Source organism: Halegenticoccus soli (assembly GCF_002844195.1).
Classification (GTDB): Archaea; Halobacteriota; Halobacteria; order Halobacteriales; family Haloferacaceae; genus Halegenticoccus; species Halegenticoccus soli.
On the sequence record NZ_PEND01000005.1, the window covers coordinates 433,970 to 456,492 of the forward strand.

Here is a 22,523-nt window from a genome sequence, read left to right on the forward strand (position 1 = left end):
CACCTCACTGCCCCGAATACGTGTAGCTGATCATCCACTGGACGCCGAAGCGATCGCTGAAGCTTCCCCAGTAGTCACCCCAGGGCATGTCGGCCATCTCCATCTCGGCCTCACCACCCTCGGATAGGGCGGCGAAGAGCCTGTCCGCCTCTTCTTTTGAGTCGACGTGGAGGGAGATGTATGTGTTGTTGCCGACCACCAGTTCGTGCTCCTGGGACTCGAGGATGTCCGACCCCATAAGGGTCTGGTCCCCATCCAAGGGTAGCCCCACGTGCATAACCTTCTCCTGCTCATGCTCCGGGATGGATTCACCCTCCGTGGGCATGTCTTCGAAGCGCACGATGTCCGTCAACTCTACACCGAGGGCATCCGCGTAGAAGCGGAAGGCCTCCTCAGTGTTACCTGCGAAGTTTAGGTACGTGTTTGCCTTCATCGGTTCACCTTGTAGATACGTTCGGCCCGCATATCGATCACGCGGCTGACCTTGGTACTTCCAGCCACCGTTTCATTAGTTTGGTCGCTCATGTCTCATCGTCTCCTTCGACTTGTTGCGCGATGGCCTCCAGCGTGTCCTCCCAGAAGATGCGGTACTGGACGATCCAGGAGAAGGCTTCGGACAAGGGCTTGCCCTGGAGCGCGCACCTTCGCACCCGGCCTTCGTGGGTTTGCTGGAGCAGCCCGGCGTCCTCCAGCACGCGCAGGTGCTGGCTAATCGCCGACAGGCTGACGTCGTGGGGTTCGGCCAACTCACTCACACTCTTCTCCCCTTCGGAGAGTTGCTCGATGATCGAGCGCCGGATGGGGTGGGAGAGCGCGGCGAAGACCGCGTCCAGGTTGACGTCAGGATGCTTAAGCATCTACTAAACTAATGTGGCCATGTTACTTAAGCATTTGCTTAAGCAAGGAAAGTCGGATACAGGGCCCTGAACGGTGGCCGACTCTTCAGACGACATTTGAGGTGGAACCCCACGACTTGAGCCGTGGGAGGAAGCCGGCATAGTACTCAACAGACGATACACGGTTTCATGGCCGGGTTGTGATACGTTTAGCTGAATTAAGGCGCTAAGTCCCCTTCCTCAGCGAGCGCCAACTGAACGAGAGGCGCGAGCAGGGAGGGGATACAGCGCCGCACGTTTGTTCATACACTCTACGACGGCAGGCCCACAGGCCCACGTTCCGTCACACTTAACCACATATCTTGTGTAACTTGTGGTGTGGTAAAGCGCAAGAACATCTCGATACGCGACGACCAAGAGGAGTGGATTCAGGAGAATCACCTGAATCTCTCGCGGTTCGTTCAGGATAAGCTGGACGAACTCATCGAGGAGCGCGAATAGTGGATGTACTACGCCTACAAATATCGTCTCAAACCGTCCGACGCCCATCGCGAGGAGTTGGACCGCCACCGCGATATTTGTAGACAACTGTACAATCACGCGCTCTACCGCTTCAACCAAATCCCCGAGGACGCGGGCACTCTCAACCAGCGCGTCCGGTCCGTTCGCGACGAACTTCCCGCCCTGAAAGAGTGGTGGGATGGCCTCTCGGACGTGTACTCAACAGTCCTGCAAACAGCGGTCATGCGAATCGAGCAGAACGTCAAGTCGCTCGGGGAACTCAAGGAGAACGGCTACGGCGTCGGCCAGCTCAAGTGGAAACCGCCACGGGAGTTCCGCAGTTTCACGTACAGTCAGTCTGGCTTCAAGCTCGACAAGAAGGGCGGTCAGACTGTCCTGTCACTCTCGAAACTCGCGGACATACCGATACGGCTCCACCGCGCCATCCCCGACGACGCCAAGCTCAAGCAGGTCACGGTCAAGAAGGAACCGACGGACGAGTGGTTCGCCACGTTCGGCGTCCAAATGGACCGTGAGACACCCGAACCACCCGAGAACCCCGAGAAGTGTGTCGGTATCGACGTGGGGATTCTCACGTACGCCCATGACACCGACGGCACGGCGGTCGGGTCGCTCGACCTCTCGAACGAACGTGAACGCTTGGAGCGCGAGCAACGGAAGCTCTCGCAGAAGCAACACGGCTCTGCCAACTACAAGAAGCAACGGCGTCGAGTCGCAGAGTGTCACGCCGTCCTCCGACGGAAGCGCCGCGACTTCTTGCACAAGCTCTCGAACTACTACGCTCGGGAGTACGACCTCGTAGCTGTCGAAGATTTGAACGTGAAGGGGATGATGGAGTCGCCGTCGAACAGCCGCAACACGGCGTCTGCGGCGTGGCGAACGTTCCTCTCGGTGCTCGACTATAAGTGCGAGCGAGCGGGGACGCACTTCGTGGCGGTCGACCCGAGAGGGACGACCATGGAGTGCGCGGCGTGCGGCGTTTCGACGGACAAGCCGTTGTGGGTCCGTGAACACTCCTGTCCCGCCTGCGGGTTTGAGGCGGACAGGGACGCGAACGCGGTCGCCAGAACCGCCGGTTCTGGCGGGCAGCCAAAACGCGGAGCGTTTTGGCAACGGCGTGGAACATTCTTTCTCGCGGCCTCGAAGACGTAGGAGTGGGATACTCCGAAGGAACGCCTGTGGAGACTGCGCTCCCTGTGGATACTCCTGTATCTGCAAAGCGCGTCGTGGAAGCAGGAAGCCCTCCCCTCACGGAGCGAACGGCGTCAGCCGTGAGCGAGTAGGATAGGGTAGTTCACCACCACGACCGAGGTGCGTTGCCGCCATCGGGGCGGGCTGGGAAGCTGGCGGAGAACACGCCACTTGATCCTCCCGAGCCCCTCGAACGTAGAGTCACCTGTCTCTCCCCAGGGTAGAAATGCTAAGCTCTTCGCCTCCCTACATCGCATATGACTGCGGGAATCGACAACATCCAGTTCCTAGCCACGTCGGCCCACCGCGTCAGCGTCCTCGAGACGCTGACCGACGGACCGACCGACCGTCGAGAGCTGTGTGAGGCCACCGGCGCCTCCTCGCCGACCGTCGGACGGGTGCTCGCCGATTTCGAAAGGCGTACGTGGCTCGTAAGGGACGGCCCAACGTACGGGCTGACCCCCCTCGGCGAGTACGTCGCCGACCGGTTCCTGGCTCTCCGGGACGCGATGGAGATCGAAGAGAAGCTCCGCGACGTCTGGCAGTGGCTGCCGGTCGAGATGCCGGGCTTCTCCGTCGACCTCTTCGCCGACGCGGTGGTCTCCTACCCCGGGCCAGGTTACCCCTACGAGCCCGTCGAGCGTCTCGGCCAGCTCATTGCGTCGACCTCGTCGTTGCGCGGGTTCGACAACATCGTCTACAAGTCGAGCAACCTCGAGACAGCCTGCGGCGCAGTCCTCGAGGGAATGACGTTCGAGTATGTGTTCACCCCTGAGGCCCTGAAGGGGATGTTTGCCTGGAACCCGGACCGGATCATAGAGGTCGCCGCCTGCGAGAACGCGACCGTCCTGGTCCACGATCACCTCCCCGACGGCGACCGCTGCGGCCTCGGCATCGTGGACGACCGGGCCGGTATCTGCTGCCACGACGCCGAGACTGGGGCTCTCGTGGCGGTCATCGACACCGACGCCCCGGCGGCCCGCGAGTGGGCCATCTCAGTCTTCGAGCAGGTTCGCGCGGAGGCGAGCCCGGTAGATCCCACCGCTTTCGAGTCCCACGTGCAGTCGTAACACCCTTGGCGACGACCGCCGCCCTCGGACTGGCAAACCGGTCAGCCGAGAGCTTCTCACGTAGCAAGCACTCGGCCTACCGAGATTTCAGGGCATGAAATCCTGCACGCGGCATCATCACTTCCCTCCGGCGCGTACACTTACCGAGGAACGAAGACATGATCGAACGACACGACACTGTCATTATCGGTGGCGGCCAAGCCGGACTGGCGACTGGGTATTACCTGCAGCAGCACGACCAGGACTTCGTCATCCTCGACGCGAGCGATCGCGTCGGCGACGCATGGCGGGCCCGCTGGGACTCCCTCCGGGTGTTCACGCCCGCCCGATATTCGAGCCTACCGGGGATGGACTTTCCGGGCTCACCGTACGCCTTCCCCACAAAGAACGAGGTGGCCGACTACCTGGAGACCTACGCCCAGCGGTTCGACCTGCCTGTCGAACTTGGCGTCCGCGTAGATGGGCTGGAACGGAGCGGCGATGGCTTCCTCGTCACCGCGGGCGACCGGCGGATCGAGTCGGACAATGTCGTGGTGGCGATGGCGAGCTACCAGGTCCCGAAGGTCCCGGATTTCGCGGCGGAGCTCTCCGACGACATCGTCCAGCTACATACGAGTGACTACCGAAACCCCGATCAGCTCCAGGACGGGAACGTACTCGTCGTCGGGGCGGGCAACTCCGGCGCCGAGATCGCCCTCGACGTCGCCGGCGCTTCACGCCGGCTGCAAGCGAGACGCGGAGCGTCTCGCCCTGTCGCCTCCGAGCACGAAACGTGGCTGTCGGGTCGAGATGTCGGCCACGTGCCGTTCCACATCGACTCGTGGGTCGGCCGTCACCTCGGGGTCCCGTTTGTGATGCGCGTGCTCTTCCATCGGATCTTCACGACGGGGACGCCGATCGGGCGCCGTATCCGCCCGAAGGTGCTCTCACAGGGCGGCCCGCTGGTGCGCACGAAGCCGAGTGACCTGGCCGCAGCCGGCGTCGAGCGGGTGCCTCGCACGACCGGCGTCCGTGATGGTCGCCCCGTCGTCGGGGACGACGTTCTCGACGTCAAGAACGTTATCTGGTGCACTGGCTTCCGCCCTGACTTTTCGTGGATAGACCTCCCAATCTTCGACGAGAAGGAACAGCCCAAGGAGCCTGTCCACGTGCGCGGTGTCGTCCCGGACGAGCCGGGACTGTACTTCGTCGGCCTCTTCTTCCTGTACGCGATGACGTCGGGGCTGTTCACCGGCGTCGGCAGGGATGCAAAGTACGTCGTCGACCACCTGACGTCGACGGCGCGGCAGCAGCAGCAGCCTCGTCCGAGCTATATCGGATCGGTGGACGACCTCCTCCAGCAGTCGTAGTCGAGTTCGGCGTCAACCCCGAGTCTGAGAACGGGCAGTCTCGCGAACGTCGCCATCTCGCACGATCTAGCTCATCCTAACTTGGAGCCAGATCACCCGCGGTGACCGGTACATCCTCCGTATTCAGCAGAGCCTCGCCAAACCGTCAGGAATTGAGCGTTTCAACAGAGTCATAGTTCTGTAAACTACCTCACCCCTACTCGCTCCCTCCTGCCTTGCGGCAGTCGGTCACTCCTTGAGGACGGGGCTTTCTCGCAACGACATTGTGCCCCGCGACCCCATGCATGGACGCGGCCCGGCTTCCTCTTACCGTCCTCATTCCGGCATGGGCGCGATGTTTGTCGCTTCCCACTCCGACCGGGGCGAGGATTGTCCCGCCGATTTAATTCCCGGTGTCCTCTCGCTCGGCCCCAAAACGGGGAGACAGAGGCACATGGCGTGTCTTCGCGGTCGTCGTTCCCGAGTACAGGATGCGAGGACGAATGTCCTCGCACCACAGGAGCCAGTTTACTTGTGGCTTCTACTGTCCCGGACATGTGCCGGGACAGCAGTACACTACATTTGAGGCGTAGACGGCCTAATCCTTGCGTTTTCCCCGCCCCATGTCGGTTTCCTCTCCGGCCTACTCGCTCACTTCGATCGCTCCTTGAGGCCGGAGGCTCCACTTCGAATTTAGCTGAAAGGGGAGCGTATCTCGAACCAGGTTGCGACCAACGTTTTTCGCTTCAACGTTCGTACGTTCGGACTAACGAGGAGGTCACTCATCCTTGACGATGATCTCTCCTTCGCCAACAACCAACATTGATACCTTCGGATCTCATCCGTTAATAACTGAGTACTGTCCGCTATGACCGACAGCCAACGACCGGACGAAATCGCTCACCGACTCGTGACGAACGTCGGTTCACCGGTTCGCGTGTACCTCGACGACGGGCAGGCCACGATCCCGGTCGAGCCCTGTCGAGGCGTGAGTCCCGCCACGACGACCGTCCCTCTTGAGTACTTCGACGCCGTCATCGAGAATGCATTGATCGAAGACGGTGGGCTTACCCTGTTCTGTATGGACGGACTTCACCTCCCGGAATCGGAGTGGTGTCGGTCCGGCCTCGACCGCCACTGGCGCGACGGCGACGCTGACCTCGAAGACCCGTTCTTCCCCCCGCAACGCAAACTGGAGGTCTGGGCGAGCCGCGAGGACGCACTCTACGATGCAGACGAACCGTACGGCTTCTCACACCTCGACGGGATCCCGGATGACTCGCCCATCTTCACGGAGTGGGTTGCGAACGCTTCCGACGAATACCCTGACCGTCCGCCCGTTCCGTTTGACCGCCCAACCGTCTCCGTTCGCGCAGTGCGCGCCGAAGGTGTCACCGACGTACAGGGATTCGACCGCGTTGACGTAGGGCAGATCGCTCGGATAGAACTCCTCGATGAACTCTCCGAACAGCCGTCCGCTCCCGATATCGAACCTCGGGACGTGGACTTTTCGCCGCCGTCGCGCCATCCCGAGATTGACTACGACGAGATCGATCCGCTTCCACAGTCCAACGAGCTGCTCGAAGCGGTGTTCACGATCAACCGTCACGCCAAACGGCTCGACGAGGAGGCGGATACAGCCTACCAACGGGGGGACGGTGCAGAAGCTCGCGTCTGCTCGCTCCGAAAGCGAGCACTATACCGGACGAAGACCGTCGCGCTCCACCGCTTCAGTAAGTCCGACCCCGACGCAATTCGAGTTGTCGGCCACGAACTTAACGGCGATCACGAGCTGCTCTGCTTCTATGTGGGCACGTACTCGTATCACCAGCCGATAGCAGCGGTCAACCCCAACTTGCTCGCGGCAACCACCGGAAGCGACGATCTCTCGGAGATCAAGTTCGGTGCTATCGATTTCGAGTCATCGGCTGAGACCGGTGACCTCGACATGTCGCTTTCGCAGGCTATCGGCGTCCTGCGTGACCATGGCATCGAACCGAATGACTACCTCGACGCCACGCAGGTTGAGGATTTCACGTGGGGCTCCGTGATTTCGACCACATTTGCTGAACGATAAGGTCGGCTGTTTGTTCGTCCTCGAGACGGCGAGGCGACGTCACCGTCGGCTGTATTGCGGAGACGTGGCCACGTGGATGTTGCCGTTACTAGAACGTGCTGCCATCTTATAGCCTGTTGCTTAGCCCAGGTGAGCGTGCTGAGCCCTATCCGTGATACGGGAGGGGCGTCACCTCGAATGCATCGTAGTGGCGGTCATAGGTGAGAATGTGATCGATTTCTAAGTGGTTCATGTGAGAGGCGACAACGAAATCAGTGAATGACGCGTTGAGATCCGTCCACTCGACGAACGTCTCTCTAGCCTCGTTAAAGACGTCCTCAGAGACGGACTCGAACTGATAGAGATCACTCTCGTCGAGCGTCGTCACGAACGCCGCCGCGTTCCGCATCGATGCCTGCTTTTTGAGCCGAGTTGCCGCCTCATCAACGATATGGTCGTTCACGACGAGACGACGGTAGGGGAGCTCGCCGTCACGGACGAACGTCATGAAGGCACGCGAGACTGTGTGCATCTGATCGCGAGGATTAAACAGCGCGTACAGGAACTTCGGGCCAACGACGGCCTGGTGTCGAACGCGACCCGGTCGAAAATGCTCGGCCGTAACGGTCCCGATCGGAGTCTCGACTGGATCTGCCATTTGGATCAGGACTTGGCGGACGGATCGTCGGCGAGCGTGAACGTCTCATCGCTGCCGTGCCACTCCTCGACGAGATCGGCTTCGTTGCGGGCATCCGTATCTGCCGTGTCCGGAAGTGAATCCCCTTCGAGTTCGTCAAGGACGGTAAACGCCCGATCGTTCGGATCCGCCCGCTGCTGTCGTTCGATCCACTCGAGGAGGGCCTTCTGCCCAGCTTCCTTGAGCGAGAGCCCCTGTTCCCGAGCGAACTCGCGGAAGCGTTCGTACTCGTCCTCCCTCAGTTCGGTCTGAACGTGCTTGGTGTCGTTGCTGCTCATACAATCCCTCAGTTGCTACGGCACTCTACTGATTCATGGACTATAAGATGTTCGCATAGATGATTTCATGAAAAAGGCTAGGGCGCAGAGGCTGCAAAGTGTTCCACCCACCAGAGATTCACGAACGGGGGCTTCCGAATCGATCACTCTGAGGACAGAGCGCACGCGTTCTACTGGTGCGTTCCTCGGGCCGGACATGGCACCGCCCTCCGGATTCCGCTCCAGATCTTCCAACCGCAATGGACCCGTATGTCGAAAAGGGTAGTTGTCGCCTGTACTGCCACGGCGTGTCCGAAGTGTGAATCACGCCATGCCGTAGCCGTCCGTTTGCGCCTCTGTCGTCTCCCACGAGGTGGCCCTCTCGGCTGACCTGGGTGAGGCTTTAGGGTCGGGCATCGATGGTTGATCGCCGGGTACCGGCTGGTCGCGCCAATCGCCGGCGGGGAAGTCGCCGGTTTCGGCTCGGCGTTCGAGCGCGGTGAAGACGTCGGTCACCTCGGTGCTCCCCCCAATCCCATCCGATTCGATGTTCGGCGGGAGGCTCGTCACGAACTCGTTGTCGTGAAAGCTGTTCCCCTCGCCCGCGGGTCGCCCGAGTGCGAGGTCCGCTCGATCGGAGCCGTCGACCCGGTTGTTCCGGATCTCGTTCCCCGACGATTCGACGACGTGGGGGTGGACCACAATTCCGAAGTGGTCGTGGTCGTGAACCCGGTTCCCGGCGACGATGTTGTCGGATCCTCCCCAGAGGAGGATTCCCATCCCGATGAGCGGATACGACGACAGGGCCGGAGCGCCCGCCTCGTTGTTCGCGTAGACCTGGTTGCCGACGAGACGGGAGGATCGCTGGGGCGGGTCTGCCCTGTCAAGGGTATTCGGGAAGATACCCACCTTGTTGTACCGCCAGACGGAGTCTCTGACGGTCAGAGATCCGCCGGTGCTCGTGCCCGAGTACCCGATGGCGTTGTACTCGGCGACGACATCGGAGATCACGGCGTCGTAGGGGCGGTTTCGACCGAGGTAGAAGCCGGCGTCGGGGTGGCCCGACGCGTAACTGTGTTCGAATCGTCCGTCCCGTGAATCGTAGGCGTAAATTCCGTAGTAGCCGTTGTTGTACGCCGTGAGAAAGCTCCCGCGGAACCCCTCCACACCGGACCAGTAGAACCCGGTCCCTCGGTAGAACCGTCCAGTCAGGTTCTCGATGGCGACCCCGTCGGCGGTCACCTCGATGGCGTTTCTCCTTCTAAACCCCCCATCCAAGACGACCTCGTTCCTGTCGCGTCCCCGGACCGTCACGCCCGGCGTCGACACGACGACCTCCTCGGCGTACGTGCCTGGCGCCACGAGGACCAGATCGCCCGCCGAGGCGGCGTCGACGCCGGCCTGAATCGTCTCGTAGTCCTCGGGGATCTGAACGACGTCGTAGTCGCGCCCCCCGTCGATCGTCGCGGAGGCGTCGTCTTCCGGGTTTCCGGCACCACCCCCGCCGCCGTTCCGCCGCCCGCCTTCTGTGATCCGTGGCGCCGCACACCCGGCCGAGCCGACGACTCCCAGGTTGCTCGCCATCCGAAGGATCTGTCGTCTAGACATCATCGTGGCCAAAATCTACGGGGGCAGTCCACATGACATCCTCCCCGCCGTGGCCGGCGGGATTCTCTCCGTAAGTAAGATCAGTTAGTCCAGATCTTCATGTAGATAGCGGTAGATTGCCTCGGAGAACCGCTCAAGGCGTCCAAGATCATGATAGATATTGTGTATTTCTCCCGTATCGATGTGGCGGTAGCGATGGGCAAGAACATTCCGAAGGCCGCCGATATCGATGAATTCCTGACGGTGCGATGCTGGGAGCACGCCTAGCTCAACGAGTGCAACGAACACCTTTGCGTTTGTCGTCTCATTGAGATTGCGTCCTTAAAGGCGACCGATTAGCCGACCGATGTCGATGCACGTCTGTGTGGCTTTTTCAAGACGTCGTTCGACGATATCTTGGAGATCCGCATCGTTCTCGAAGCGGTCTTTTGGGACGCCCTGCTTCTCACGAAGTCCATCGAGGTACTCCTCAAGATCCGCGAGCATTTCGCGGAGCCGAGCCTGTTCGTCAACCATGCTCGCGGCGTTGGAGACGGCGCTGGATCGTGCGTTCAGCATCTTCGATACGGCGCTGAACGAGTTCTTCTTGTCGTTTACGAGCCGGTTCAAGCCGGTCGCGAAGTTGGGCGGCGTCCTCGTCTGTGCCGATGAGAAGCTCTCCCTGTTCGAGAGCCTCGACTGCGATTCGGGGATCAACAGATGTAATTCGCACTACATCGACATCATCTCGCCCGAGAATTCGTGTGAGATCGGTGACGAGCGAGAGATGGGTATTGGTGAGGTCTTCGAGTGAATCGTCGTATTCGACAGCTATGTCGACGTCACTGCCTATGGTGGCACGGCCGGTTGCATAGGAGCCGAACAGTAGCGCGAGCGAGACGGGAGCCTCTTCGAGTCGTGTGATCACGGCCTCACGAACATCGGACGGCAGATTGTTAACCGGCTGTCCCATTCTCTACCTGCACATATCGTTTCCGAGGGTATGAATCCTTGCTCTTTGACACCGTCCCTGTCCTAACCCACAGCGCGATTTCTGAGAGTAGTTGTGTCCGAATCCACAGGCCTGTGAACCTCCGCCCTACTTCGGTGCTTTGCGCCTCCGTTGAGGGTGGGGGAGTTCACAACTGCTTTACCTTCCAGTGGAATTCCAACGCCGAAGCAGGAAGCCGCAATGTCACCTGATGTGTGACGCGCCGGAGTAGATTAAGGTATTCACGCGAGTCGCTCCAGAAGATCATCGACGTGTAGCACCCCCCTCAGACCGAGCGCCTCGCCGACTCTCGTAACGATAGGGGCCCGCAGGCCGGCCTCGTCCATCACCGCCTCGTCGGCGAACACCTCGCGAGGGGTGCCGTCGGCGACGACCTCGCCCGCCGAGAGGGCGATGACCCGGTCGGCGTGGGCGCGGACGAACTCAACGTCGTGGGTGATACAGACGACGAGACGGCCTTCGGCCACGAGATCGCTGATCGCCTCTCCGATGATCGAGACGCCAGCGGCGTCCTGTCCCGCCGTGGGTTCGTCGAGGACGATCACGGGCGTCCGCATCGCGAGCACCGATGCGAGGGCGACGCGCTTGCGGGCGGCCCGACCGAGTTCGTAGGTGTCGGACTCCCGAACAGAGTCGAGCGTCAGCTGCTCGATCGCCGCCTCGACCCGCGTTTCGGCGTCGACGCGGTCGAGGTTCTCCGGACCGAAGCGGATCTCGTCCTCGACGGTCGCACGGAACAACTGATCGTCGGGGTTCTGGAAGACGAGGCCGACGTCGGCCGAGAGTTCCGCCACGCTCGCCGTGCGGGTATCGGTTCCCCGCACGACGACTCGTCCCGCCGTCGGCCTGAGCAGGCCGTTCAGGTGTTTCGCGAGCGTCGTCTTGCCCGCACCGTTGTGTCCGACGAGCGCGACGCAGCCGCCGTTCATCGCGAGAGTGACGCCCCGAAGCGCCTCGACCCCGCTTTCGTAGACGTGGCGGGCGTTTTCGATCCGAATCCGTGGATCCACAGAAGATCCACGGGTCGTACCGTCGGGGACGGAGTCGCTATTCGGAATGGCGGTCGTCACGACCTCGGCGTGGCGCGTTATCTCCTCGACGGTTTCCGCGACCGTGAGCGGGAGCGGCCGGTCCGCCGGCACGACGCCGCGATCGCGGAGGCGACGGCCGACGTCGACCGTCGGCGGAACGCGCACCGCGTCGTCAAATGACCGGTCGGCGCCGAGCGACCGGGCGTCGAGCACCTCTCGTGGCGGGGCGTCGCAAACGAGGCGTCCGTCCTCGAAGACGAGGAGACGCTCCGATCGCGGTGCGAGGCGTTGGAGGTCCTGGCTCACGAGAACCACCGTGCGTCCAGCAGCGTGGATTCGACTGACCGCGTCGAAAACGGCGTCGGTCCCGTCGGGATCGAGCTGCGACGTCGGCTCGTCGAGCACCAGCACCGCCGGTTCCAGCGCGAGAACGCTAGCGATGGCGACTCGCTGAAGCTGGCCGCCGGAGAGCGTGTTCGGATCGCGCTCGGCGAGGTCGACGATGCCGACCCGCTCGAGTTCGGCCCTCGCGCGACGTTCCAACTCGGCCGACGGGACGCCGCGCTGTTCGAGGCCGAACGCGACCTCCTCCAGCACGGTAGTCGCTGCGCCGGTCAATTGGTCGAACGGGTTCTCGAAGACGTACCCAACCGCGTTCCCGAGGCTGGTGATGCTCGTCGTCGAGGTGTCGACGTCCCCGACGGTGACCGACCCTTCGAAGTCGCCGCCGAAGAAGTTCGGGATAAACCCGGGAAGGAGTCGACAGAACGTCGTCTTTCCCGCGTCCGAGGGGCCGGTGACGCCGACGAACGAGCCGGCGTCGATGCGGCAGGACACCTCACGAAGCGCTGGCTCCTCGGTGTTCTTGTAGACGAACGTAACGCTGTCGACGTACACGTCGCTCATACGAGCCTCCAGGCGACGAGGGCGACGACGCCGAGGACGGCGGCGACGCGCAGCGCGTGGTCGAGCGGCGATTCGACGAGCGAGTACAGCGACGAACGGGGTCCCTCGATTGAGAACCCCCGCGCTTCCAGCGCGAGCGATCGGGTCCGCGTCGAGATGAGCGCCCCGATCAACAACGGAGTCAACAGCGCGACGAGCGCGAGGATACGGTTCCGGGGCGATCCGCTGGTGTCCAGCCCACGCGACCGTTGGGCGTCGAGGATGCGTCCGGCGCGCCGCTGGAGGTCCGGCACTAGCTGGAGCGACGCCACGAACACGTACCCTAATTTCCGGGGCACACCCTTCTCGGTGAGGCTCACCATCAGTTTCTTCGGGTGGGTCGTCGTGACGAACAGCAGCCCCGCCAACACGAACGCCGTGAGGACGCCGAAGAAGGACACGGCGTACAGTACGCCTTCACGCCAGAGCGTGACGGGACCGACAGCGAGGAGTGCCACGCCCGCTCCTTTCGTGAACAGGCCGTGGATGACCAGCAGGCCGACGCCGAGTGGCACCAGGATCGGAACCGCGGCCCGTCCGACGGCGCGCCCGACGCCGGCGAGGGAAGCCGCACCGGCGAGCGCGGCGAGCAACGCCAACAGCACCGGAACGGGAGCGAGGTACGCTCCGAGGATACAACAGACCAGGAGTACCACCTTCGTCACCGGGTGCAGACGATGGACGACGCTGTCGTCCGGGTGGTAGGCGACGGGTTCGCCGTTCATCGCCGGAGCGGAGAGCTGCGATCCACGGTCAACGGTCCCTATCCAGCACCTTCGCCGCCGTTTCTGGTCGGTATCGCGCAGGGATCCGCTCGGCGATGAGCGCCGCGAGCAGGGCGGTCACGACCTTGTCGATAGGTTCGACGACGAGCGTCTGGCCGACCACGGCCGACCAGATGTTGGAGCCGGTCGCCCGGAAGAACGCGGTGACGGCGTCGGATCCGGTGCCCGTGACGCCTCCGAAAGCCAGCACCGTGATCGGCGCGCCCATCACGATGGAGATGATCGCGAGGACGAGCCCGACGACGACTACCTTCCAGTAGCGGCGGAACCACCCCCTTCGTGCCATGTAGCCCGCCGCGAGACCGAACGCGACCTGCAGCGGCGTGTACGCCCAGAACGTCGGATTGACGATGAAACCCTCGACGAGGTTGACGAACACCCCGGTGAGTGCGGCCGTCCAGGGCCCGACGAGTATGGCGATGAGCACGACCCCGAGAGCGTCGAGGTAGAGGAACGGCACCTTTACCACGTTGACGACGTACGCGGCGACGACGCTCAACGCGACGCCCATCGGGATGAGCACCCACGTCTGCGTCGTGAACTCTCGACGGACGCGATCGAGGTACCCCGATTCGGTCGGGTCAGCCATCGTATATCACCGCCAACCGAATAATCACCGGTCGAAGGGCTCTTCGGTGATTCTGCTTCGATTCGGAGAGTTGAATAAGATTTTCCTTCATACAACGTGTACGATCCTGCACGTTATATAGGCGTTCCGGATCAGTGGCAAGGAATCACACGACCTGATCGACGAGAGTCACCGTCTCGGCCGTCAGCCACTCGATGGAGGGGCACGGTTGATCCGCAAGCGCCGTCCGCGCGCGATCCCCAAGGGGATCCACCCACGCATCCGGCAGCGCGTCGCGTCCGACGTGGAGGCCGACGGCAGATCCGACGGTCGCACCGTTGCAGTCGGTATCGAAGCCCGCGCCGACGGCTCGCGAGATCGCCGTCCCGAAATCGAGGTCGGACCCTGGCCACGCCAGCACCGCCGCGACGACCTGTGCGTTCGGCAGAACGTGATACCCTTCGTAGTAATCGCCGTCGTCCCACCCGTCGTGAATGCGGTCGATCGCCGTCGCGAAGTCCACCTCGTCGTCGCGCCACGAGAGCACCGTCGTCACAGCGTCGGCAAACCGGGAATCGGCCGGGATCTCGGTCAGCCCGATTTCGAGAGCGCTCCGAAGCGTTTCGACGGCCGGAACGGCCGCGAGCGTCGCCGCGACCCACATCGCTCCGTAGATCCCGTTGCGCACGTGGCTCACCCGCGCGTCGCGGTAGGCGAGCGCCGCCGCCAACTCGGGGTTCCCGGGAGCGACGTAACCGTAACAGTCCCCTCGAATCTGTGCCCCGATAAGTTCGCGATACGGGTTGCGGCGAGTCGCTGACTCAGGTGGATCGATGCCGTCGAGGAGGTTCCGATACGCGACGCGCTCGGCGGTGTGTAGTTTTCCCGCGGGCAGCTGCGTCAGCCACGTCCAGGCGAGATCCTCGCTCGTGAAGTCCGGCCCGGCCCGCCGAAGGGTCTCCAGCGCGGCGACGGTGAAGTCGACGTCGTCGTCGCGAACCGTACCGTCGACGCGGTCTATCCAGCCACCGGTCTCGTCGAGGTCGAACCCGTTGCTGCCGGAGACGTTGGCTCGGAGGTACCCATCTAACGCTTGATCGGTAGCGTCGAGGAAGCGCCGAATCTCGGTCCGCGTCCACGTCTCGACGGGCTTGCCGAGCAGACACCCCGCCAGCCGTCCCACCCATGCACCCGCGATTCGGTCGGTACGCTCGTCGTCGGTGACGTCGAGCCGCCGCGGGCCACTCGGCCGAGCGGCACGAATCGCCTCCAACTCGTCCGGTTCGTCGGCGCGAGGATCGGGAAGTGATTCGCACTCGTCCAGGAGGGCGTGTGCGCGATCCTGGTGCGCTTCAGCACCGTCGGCTTCCATATCGGCGATGAGTGCGTCGAACTCGTCGGTCAACTTCTCCGCTGGCCGGCTCGCGTCAGCGAGATGCCGACGCTCGAGGACGAGTTCCCGCGGTTCGATCGCGAGGTATTCGACATCCATACTGCCCAAGAATCGACCCCAGTACTTAGCTCTCGTTTCGACTGAGAGTTCACACATAGTTCGAGGCGGAAGCCCACGACTTGAGTCGTGGGTAACTTACAGTAATGCACAAACTGTTCAAGCCACCGCTGGATACTCGGCCGACTGCCCACCCAGGAGTTGTAGAAGCGGTCGATGCGCATTTTGAGCGTGTGAAACCGTTTCTCAATCAAGTTTCGCTCGGTGTAGTCGAGCTGACCGCTCAACCCAATTCGAAAGAGGCCAGTCCGATAGCCGTAGCCATCAACGAGAAACAGAGCGTCCGAGAGATCGTGTTTCTCGGCAAGTTCAGAGAGAAACGTCGTCGCTTGATCAGTACCACCTTGATCAAACACAGCGATGTCGAGCAGCAGCTTTGTTTCGGTGTTGATTGTGGCATACATCCAAGACCATTCGTCATTAATTTGACAGCGGTTTCGTCCACCGCGATCCGCTTCGGCTTCGCCTCAGGTGAGTCACATCCGCTGTCAGCCAGCCGATGTACCCAATTCCAGACCGCCCCATGCGAGCGTTCAACGCCCAATGTCGCCAAGATCGTTGTTGTCTCGCGGAGCGAACAACCAACCTCATGGAGGCTAACGGCGAACGCCCTGACGAGCGTCGCCGTCCGCTCGTTCTCCCAAGATTCTTCTAAATCCAGTTCTAAGCACTCGCTGAGCAGGTCTGCAAGCATTAGTCCAAATTAACTCAACGACCTGCTCTTTCCTCAAACTGGCTCAACTAGACAGTACCCGGGCATCTAAAATGGCAGTGATAATTTATATCTACCTCTATTACATTATTTACACAAATGCACAGAGAGGCGCTGATACACACGAAGAACAGTAATAAACTGACTGCCGGGTTTATGTGCGTTCGAACAATGGGTTGTGCTAATGACTGTTAGGAGCCAATTCGGATGAGCGCGCTTTCATGGATGATTAGGACACTCGCTGGAGGAAAACAACAGGACGCAATCATCTATGAATGCCGCGTTTGCGGAACTACCCTCCATCCAATCGACGAACACTGTCTACGCTGTGGGTCTGAGGATATTACGAAGTTCGATATCACGTGATATCCTTCCACGACTAAAGTCGTGGGCTTCCCACGCCCGTTTGCGCTGGGTTGAGAACGTACGTGTACGACCCGACACGCCGATGGGATTGCCACGCCCCTGTTACTCCTCACCCGGGAAGGACTCGGAGGTACCTGATTTTTACCGTCAGTTTGGGCGTCCGGAGATTTACATTTTGCTGAGGCAAACGCCACGTCAACTGCCAGTTTTCGAACAGTCAATTACGACGGGAATCCGTCGCAACGACAATCGCAGATACGGAGTGGGGGAGCTCAAACCTCGTGGTTTCGACGTTTGAACAGTATGCGCCGATTCATCCCACACCTTTAGTCGTAGGTTTCTCTTCTAAATCCTATAATTTCATTTTGGTAGATTGAGTAGCGGTAGGTGTCATCTACTGGTAATCGGTGGATTCCAGAAGCAGTGATTAAAGCGGAAAATGCAGTAAATGTCCAGATTTAAATTATAGATAAATACTAATACAGAGAATAACAGTACCCTATTAACTCCTTTTGTCGTGTTTTTATTAATATTATAATACCTAAAATAGAGGTCGATAAGAATTAAAGTTGCATGAAGTTAGGCAATCACTCGACTCCAGATCCGACTGCGCATAGCCGACGGCGGTTTTTGAAACGAACCGGTGGAGCGACGGCACTCGCTGCGATTGGCACGTCGGGTGCTGCCACTGCGGTGGACGACGCTGGCCGATTCGAAGACGATCCATTTTCACTCGGTGTCGCCTCGGGTGATCCACTGCCGGATTCTGTAATTCTCTGGACGCGGCTTGCACCGAATCCCCTTCAGCGCGGTGGGGGGATGCCTCAAGAGAAGGTCCCTGTCCAGTGGAAGATCTCATCCACGGAGAACATGAAATCTGTCGAGCAAGTTGGTGTCGCCTTTGCAAAACCTGAGCACGCACATTCCGTCCATGTGGACGTGGCCGATCTCGAACCTGGCACAGAGTATTACTACCAATTTGAAGCCGCAGGGCACCAGAGCCCTGTGGGGCGGACGAAGACTGCTCCGGCGCCTGATGACAACCCTGAGGAGTTCACGTTCGCGTTCGCCTCCTGTCAAGCATGGGATAACGGGTTTTATACGGCCTATGACTACATGGCTGCGGATGAGCTTGATCTAATCATCCATCTCGGTGACTACATCTACGAATATGGCATCGGGCCAAATGGCGGAGATCGAAATGTCTCAGTCCCGCCGGTCTATCGCTCTGAGACGGAGACGCTCGACCGCTACCGCCTTCAGTACGGTCTCTACAAATCTGATCCCAATCTGCGGGCCGCTCACGCAAGCGCACCGTGGCTTGTTACGAGAGACGACCATGAAGTCGATAACAACTGGGCCGGTGATGTACCGCAGGATCCGGATAAACAGACGCGCAACACGTTCCTGAAGCGCCGGGTTGCAGCGTTCAAAGCCTATTATGAGCACATGCCGTTCCGGATGGCACAGATGCCGGACGGATCGAGCCAGAAACTATATCGAAACTTCACGTTTGGCGATCTGGCCGAGTTCAACGTGCTTGACACACGTCAGTATCGTACCGACCAAGCATGCGACGACGCGTTCAGCGTAGTAGGTTGCTCAGAACGGTTCGATGAGGATCGAACCATCCTCGGCGACGCTCAGGAGCAATGGTTAGTAAATAATCTCAAGGCATCGAGCGCGACCTGGGATGTCATCGCGAACCAGGTGCCAATGGCATCCATGGATTTCGAAGAAGGACCCGAAGAGGGCTACCGGATGGATCAGTGGGACGGATACGTCGCTGATCGGAACACGGTCCTCGATGCCTTCGAACAACACGTCCGCAACCCCGTTGTCGTTACCGGGGACTTCCACACGAACATTGCTAACAACATCAAGAAAGATTTCGAAAACCCCGATTCGGCAACGGTCGGCACCGAGTTCATTGGGACCTCTATCAGCTCCGGCGGGAATGGCGTCGAGATGGACGATTTCGGCAGGCAGGTGTTGTCCGAAAACGAGAACGTCAAGTACTATAATAACCAGCGCGGTTACCTCCGCTGCACGCTCACCCCCACCCAGTGGCGGACTGACTATCGCGTTGTCGACTACGTGACGCGTCCGAGCGCATCAATTCGTACGGATGCTAGTTTCGTCATCGATGACGGAGCTCCCGTCATCCAAAGTCTCTAGCGTCAGTTCGAACATGGCCCAATCGTACGAATTGGGTCATATAGAGAGTTTCCACACTGGCGGATAGGAGAGCAAGGATTCTGAGCAGGCGACCACTTATGCAGAGGTTGAGCGACACCATAGAGTCGTTTCCCTAGCAGCCAGTCTGTTGCGGCCCCGTGTATCACAAAGTGCTGCGCCAGCGGTGAGAGCCAGTCCGAAACAGACAACCAGTGGCGGCCGGCACGGCGTTGTTCGCACGGCGATAACATGCTGGAGTCGGGGTCTCGGTGGCCGGGCAGCCCTATGAGGGAGGAAACGAGAGTTCCCCTGATGTTTCACGAAAGAAACGCGCTTTCGGACTCGTCGGTTGACTTGAACCTTCCCGAAATGCCGCTGGATCCCGCTGAGTCTGGGGTGGAATCTTAAAGGCGACAACCAAAGTCTGGCACCCACATTCCACGTCGGCCACGGCGTGGAGGAGGTCTAACTGACTCCTAGTGAACAATTTGTGTCGCGGTTTCACGCTGCCATTCGGTCCACTTACGGAGTGACTCCTGTCCTTGCTCAGAAATCGCATAGAAGTTCGTTCGTCGGTCGATCGTTCCCTTCTCGATGTATCCCTTCTGCACCAGCGTATCGAGGTTCGGATACAACCGGCCATGGTTGATTTCGTCTCCATACACTTCTTCGAGTCCGTCTTTGACATCTTGACCCGATGGCTGGTCAGCGCCAGCGATCACAACCAAGAGGTCTCGTTGGAATCCACTTAGCTCGAACATTGAAATAGAGAATTGATACCGTGTGCTAATTGTTATTCACATACATTCCGTTGTAATAAGATCGTACTATTGCACTTCTCACTGGCGTTTGCGGTCTTCTTACCGTCAACCATGTATTTTGACTCTATTCACCTTGAAAACAGCCTGCTAGTACAGCCCGTTCCCGAGTACGAAGAAGCCTACTTGGGGGCGTCTCTTAACTCCCTTATGGATGTGAGGATACTCGGTGCAAGCGGATAACGTAAACGGCGAAGCAGATACTATAAAGCTCAGTATTCCTTTGGTCGAATATCGGTATCCTTGAGGAAGAGAAGAAGTTCTCGATGACTAAGCCCTCACAACTAAGTTTTCTTCGAAGATACCCATGGGTATGAGTGTCATTGGTAAGTTCGAGATCAAGACCGCTCAGTTTCTCCTAGCTAACGTGCTTGCAGAAATCCCAGATGCGTGGGCAGAACTTGAGCGGGTTGTTCCATCAGGAGAGCAAACGATGCCCCTACTTTGGGTCTACGGTGGTGATCCCGCGGTAACCCGCCATCACCTCCGAACTCATTCAATGGTTGAAGATGTTAGACAGCTTGAATCGTTCGAAGACCGAACGCTGTACGCCATTGAGTGGGTAAAAGAGCCCAATAGCGTTATGGAGGGAATCGCCAAACAGAATGCCGATATCCTGGATGCTGCTGGATCAGCCGACGTCTGGAGATTAGAGCTCCGGTTTCCGTCGCACAAGGCGTTGTCAGCCTTCAAATCTCATTGCGACGATACAAACGTTAAGGTGACGCCTACACGCATCTATCGACCTAAAGAGGCTGAGCTCGGCTTCCGCTACGGACTCACTGATCGACAGTTCGAAACACTTGTTTATGCTGCCGAAATGGGGTACTTCGATGTACCACGGCAGATCTCGATGGATGAGGTAGGGGCACGCTTCAATATTTCGAGCCAGGCGGCCTCCGAACGAGTTCGGAGAGGAATCAAAACTCTGCTCATGAATACACTTGCTGGCATAAGAGACAGGTGACATCCTCCCACGACTGAAGTCGTGGGCTTCCCACAAGCCGTTCTTGCTGAGTTGGGTGTTTGCAGGTTTGCACTCCACCACCGCAGTCGGAGTTGGAATCTCCGAGCGCAGTCCCGTGAAGGTATTGGTGGACTGCTGGCAGTGCCACGCTACCGGTACTCCTATCCTCAACGTGTTCGGAACCGTCGTTTCGGTTCCGGCGGAACCGAAACACGTCGTCGTCAGATTCGGAGTTACTTGCTTTGAGTCGCAATCGGACGCGCCAGAAGGGGTCTACCTTCCGCTCTTTTGGTTGTTGTTGATGTTGGTTGTGTTCGTCCGATACTACAATGGACGGCGGGAAGTACCGTAAGTGTTTCCACGACAAAGACGGCGATTCATCCCACGACTTCAGTCGTGGGTTTTCTCGCCTGCAATTCTATAATCGGACAAATTCGGAGTCCCTGACTGCGTTTCGACGGCATACCGTCGAAACGGGGCGGGTACCGACGCTAACTACCGAAGTACCCCGCCGAATCCACCGCCACACGCCGTAACCACGAAGGAAATGACGAGAAACGTCGCGTCGAGGAAACGAGTGACGGCTACTTGGCCCGGCCAGCACCTCGTCGGTGTACAAACCGCAAACGCCCAAACTTAGCGAGATGACACTCGTGGGAATCTCCATCTTTCAGGGTAGAGAGGATGTCAAAAACGTTTGCAGTGTCTCTGGTCCCCAGTAGGTGCAATGAATAGGGCCAGCTATACAATAATTTAAAGCAACTGGAGATCCTGTTGAATAATCTGCTAAATATGAACGATCCTGATTACCTCTTAACAACGATCTTCGGAGAATCAAACCAGCAAGCTTTTGTTGCGATCTCACCAGGCCGTGTGAACCTCATCGGAGGCCATACGGATTATAACGAGGGGTTCGTACTCCCAGCTGCGATCGGCCAGTATGTCAACGTTGCAGCACGACCGCGAACGGACAAAACCGTCGCGGCGTACAGCGAGGAGTACGACGAGATTCGAGAGTTCTCCCTGGAAGATGCCGATCCGGACGCGAAGGGTTCTTGGATCGACTACGTCGAAGGGGTGTGCACGCAACTCGCCCAGGATCATGCACTTCGCGGGGCGGAGTTCGTCGTGCGGAGCGACCTGCCATCTGGCGCGGGTCTCTCGTCCTCCGCAGCGCTGGAATTGGCCGTCGCCGCAGCCGTAGATCGGATGAACGACCTGGAGTGTTCGAACCGGACGCTGGCGCGGCACTGCTGGCGAGCGGAAAACGAGTTCGTCGGCGTCAACTGCGGCATCATGGATCAGTACGCGGTCGCGCTCAGCGCCGAAAACAGCGCCCTCTTTCTCGACTGTCGGGACGAGGCGGTCGAGCACATTCCGTTCCCGGCCGAGACGGTGAACGCGGTCGTGATAAACACGACCGTCACTCACGAACTCGTCGAGTCGGCTTACAACGAGCGGCGGGCGCAGTGCGAGAGGGGAGTGGCGCTGTTCGATCGGTGTTTGGACCGGGAAGTGACCTCGCTACGGGACATCTCGATCGACGACTTCGAAGCGTATCAGGAGCGACTCCCAGCGCCCGTACGGGAACGGTGCGAACACGTCGTTTACGAGAATCGACGCGTTCAGAGGGCGGTGGACGCGCTTCGGGAAGGTGAGATCGAGACCGTCGGCGATTTGATGTACGACTCGCACGCGAGTCTCCGCGACCTGTACGAGGTGAGTTGCGAGGAACTCGACGTCGCCGTCGACGTTGCGCGTACCCAGGACGACGTGTTAGGGGCTCGAATGACGGGTGCCGGTTTCGGCGGAAGCGTGATCGGACTCGTGCGAGCGCAAAACTCAGGGGACGCCGTGAATGCTATCCGTCGCGAGTTCCGATCGCGCACGGACGTCGACCCGCAGGTAGCCGTCTATTCGCTCGTCAAAGGAGTACAAGCGAACTGAAGGCGAGATAGCACGTGGCGGGATACGACAGCGAGTTAAGGAAGAAACGTCCCCGAATATTGATCAGGGCGGTAGCCCGCCCACCACTTTTTGTAGTCAGAGACCTTACATAGGTCGTGAAACGGCGGGGCTTTCTCAAA

The 22,523-nt window shown here is 59.8% G+C and carries 19 protein-coding genes and 3 pseudogenes; 8 read left to right on the forward strand and 14 right to left on the reverse strand.

Annotated elements, in window-relative coordinates; translation table 11 throughout:
- Nucleotides 1-4 precede the first annotated feature (4 nt).
- Nucleotides 5-433 carry a VOC family protein gene (locus CNO20_RS15860; protein ID WP_101297093.1) on the reverse strand — a complete coding sequence of 143 codons (429 nt, stop codon included), beginning with the start codon at nucleotides 431-433 and terminating at the stop codon, nucleotides 5-7.
- 88 nt (nucleotides 434-521) lie between these two features.
- Nucleotides 522-857, reverse strand: a complete 336-nt coding sequence (locus tag CNO20_RS15865; RefSeq protein ID WP_101297094.1) for an ArsR/SmtB family transcription factor — start codon at nucleotides 855-857, stop codon at nucleotides 522-524.
- Between the two features lie 357 nt (nucleotides 858-1,214).
- Here CNO20_RS15865 and CNO20_RS24125 point away from each other — a divergent pair, with 357 nt between their 5' ends.
- From CNO20_RS24125 to CNO20_RS15885, 5 genes and pseudogenes are all read left to right on the forward strand, one after another.
- The gene (locus CNO20_RS24125; RefSeq protein ID WP_267195304.1) at nucleotides 1,215-1,337 is read left to right on the forward strand and encodes a hypothetical protein; all 123 of its coding nucleotides are present in this window, start codon (nucleotides 1,215-1,217) and stop codon (nucleotides 1,335-1,337) included.
- A 3-nt stretch (nucleotides 1,338-1,340) separates the two neighbouring features.
- A pseudogene (locus tag CNO20_RS15870) lies at nucleotides 1,341-2,641 on the forward strand (RNA-guided endonuclease InsQ/TnpB family protein).
- A 165-nt stretch (nucleotides 2,642-2,806) separates the two neighbouring features.
- Nucleotides 2,807-3,619, forward strand: a complete 813-nt coding sequence (locus CNO20_RS15875) for a helix-turn-helix transcriptional regulator (RefSeq protein ID WP_101297095.1) — start codon at nucleotides 2,807-2,809, stop codon at nucleotides 3,617-3,619.
- Between the two features lie 158 nt (nucleotides 3,620-3,777).
- On the forward strand, nucleotides 3,778-4,968 hold the full coding sequence (locus CNO20_RS15880) for a flavin-containing monooxygenase (RefSeq protein ID WP_101297096.1): 1,191 nt from the start codon (nucleotides 3,778-3,780) through the stop codon (nucleotides 4,966-4,968).
- An 847-nt stretch (nucleotides 4,969-5,815) separates the two neighbouring features.
- Nucleotides 5,816-7,024, forward strand: a complete 1,209-nt coding sequence (locus CNO20_RS15885) for a hypothetical protein (RefSeq protein WP_199174872.1) — start codon at nucleotides 5,816-5,818, stop codon at nucleotides 7,022-7,024.
- Nucleotides 7,025-7,169: 145 nt separating this feature from the next.
- On the opposite strand, the gene CNO20_RS15890 is transcribed toward CNO20_RS15885, so the two are convergent.
- The 11 genes and pseudogenes from CNO20_RS15890 to CNO20_RS15945 all read right to left on the reverse strand — a co-directional run.
- The gene (locus CNO20_RS15890) at nucleotides 7,170-7,661 is read right to left on the reverse strand and encodes a type II toxin-antitoxin system VapC family toxin (protein ID WP_233204222.1); all 492 of its coding nucleotides are present in this window, start codon (nucleotides 7,659-7,661) and stop codon (nucleotides 7,170-7,172) included.
- Nucleotides 7,662-7,666: 5 nt separating this feature from the next.
- Nucleotides 7,667-7,978 carry a hypothetical protein gene (locus CNO20_RS23080; RefSeq protein WP_158237432.1) on the reverse strand — a complete coding sequence of 104 codons (312 nt, stop codon included), beginning with the start codon at nucleotides 7,976-7,978 and terminating at the stop codon, nucleotides 7,667-7,669.
- Nucleotides 7,979-8,281: 303 nt separating this feature from the next.
- Entirely contained in the window at nucleotides 8,282-9,565 is a 1,284-nt protein-coding gene (locus CNO20_RS15905; RefSeq protein ID WP_233204223.1) for a right-handed parallel beta-helix repeat-containing protein, read from the reverse strand.
- An 84-nt stretch (nucleotides 9,566-9,649) separates the two neighbouring features.
- Nucleotides 9,650-9,859 (reverse strand): annotated as a pseudogene (locus CNO20_RS24415) (HepT-like ribonuclease domain-containing protein); the annotation flags it as partial.
- Between the two features lie 27 nt (nucleotides 9,860-9,886).
- On the reverse strand, nucleotides 9,887-10,081 hold the full coding sequence (locus tag CNO20_RS15915; protein ID WP_101297100.1) for a HepT-like ribonuclease domain-containing protein: 195 nt from the start codon (nucleotides 10,079-10,081) through the stop codon (nucleotides 9,887-9,889).
- Nucleotides 10,074-10,517: a type VII toxin-antitoxin system MntA family adenylyltransferase antitoxin gene (gene mntA, locus CNO20_RS24420; RefSeq protein ID WP_101297101.1), complete on the reverse strand. Its 444-nt coding sequence runs from the start codon at nucleotides 10,515-10,517 to the stop codon at nucleotides 10,074-10,076. The genes CNO20_RS15915 and mntA overlap by 8 nt, the downstream gene beginning before the upstream one ends.
- Nucleotides 10,518-10,777: 260 nt before the next feature.
- A complete protein-coding gene (locus CNO20_RS15925; protein ID WP_101297102.1) occupies nucleotides 10,778-12,493 on the reverse strand; it encodes an ABC transporter ATP-binding protein in 1,716 nt (571 codons plus the stop codon).
- A complete protein-coding gene (locus CNO20_RS15930; protein WP_101297103.1) occupies nucleotides 12,490-13,257 on the reverse strand; it encodes an energy-coupling factor transporter transmembrane component T in 768 nt (255 codons plus the stop codon). The genes CNO20_RS15925 and CNO20_RS15930 overlap by 4 nt, the downstream gene beginning before the upstream one ends.
- A 28-nt stretch (nucleotides 13,258-13,285) precedes the next feature.
- The gene (locus CNO20_RS15935) at nucleotides 13,286-13,906 is read right to left on the reverse strand and encodes an ECF transporter S component (protein WP_101297104.1); all 621 of its coding nucleotides are present in this window, start codon (nucleotides 13,904-13,906) and stop codon (nucleotides 13,286-13,288) included.
- Between the two features lie 145 nt (nucleotides 13,907-14,051).
- The gene (locus CNO20_RS15940) at nucleotides 14,052-15,377 is read right to left on the reverse strand and encodes an ADP-ribosylglycohydrolase family protein (RefSeq protein ID WP_158237433.1); all 1,326 of its coding nucleotides are present in this window, start codon (nucleotides 15,375-15,377) and stop codon (nucleotides 14,052-14,054) included.
- 101 nt (nucleotides 15,378-15,478) lie between these two features.
- Nucleotides 15,479-16,089, reverse strand: a pseudogene (locus CNO20_RS15945) (IS6 family transposase); the annotation flags it as partial.
- Nucleotides 16,090-17,166: 1,077 nt separating this feature from the next.
- Between CNO20_RS15945 and CNO20_RS15950 the strand changes: the two are divergent.
- A complete protein-coding gene (locus CNO20_RS15950) occupies nucleotides 17,167-18,651 on the forward strand; it encodes an alkaline phosphatase D family protein (RefSeq protein WP_233204225.1) in 1,485 nt (494 codons plus the stop codon).
- 476 nt (nucleotides 18,652-19,127) lie between these two features.
- On the opposite strand, the gene CNO20_RS15955 is transcribed toward CNO20_RS15950, so the two are convergent.
- Nucleotides 19,128-19,412 (reverse strand): PadR family transcriptional regulator, encoded by a 285-nt coding sequence (locus tag CNO20_RS15955; RefSeq protein WP_101297107.1) that lies wholly within the window; start codon nucleotides 19,410-19,412, stop codon nucleotides 19,128-19,130.
- 370 nt (nucleotides 19,413-19,782) lie between these two features.
- Here CNO20_RS15955 and CNO20_RS15960 point away from each other — a divergent pair, with 370 nt between their 5' ends.
- Together CNO20_RS15960 and galK are read left to right on the forward strand one after the other, a co-directional pair.
- Nucleotides 19,783-20,436, forward strand: coding sequence for a helix-turn-helix domain-containing protein (locus CNO20_RS15960; RefSeq protein WP_158237434.1), 654 nt, complete (start codon nucleotides 19,783-19,785; stop codon nucleotides 20,434-20,436).
- A gap of 774 nt (nucleotides 20,437-21,210) precedes the next feature.
- The gene (gene galK, locus CNO20_RS15965; RefSeq protein WP_143423273.1) at nucleotides 21,211-22,383 is read left to right on the forward strand and encodes a galactokinase; all 1,173 of its coding nucleotides are present in this window, start codon (nucleotides 21,211-21,213) and stop codon (nucleotides 22,381-22,383) included.
- The last annotated feature ends 140 nt before the right edge of the window (nucleotides 22,384-22,523 follow it).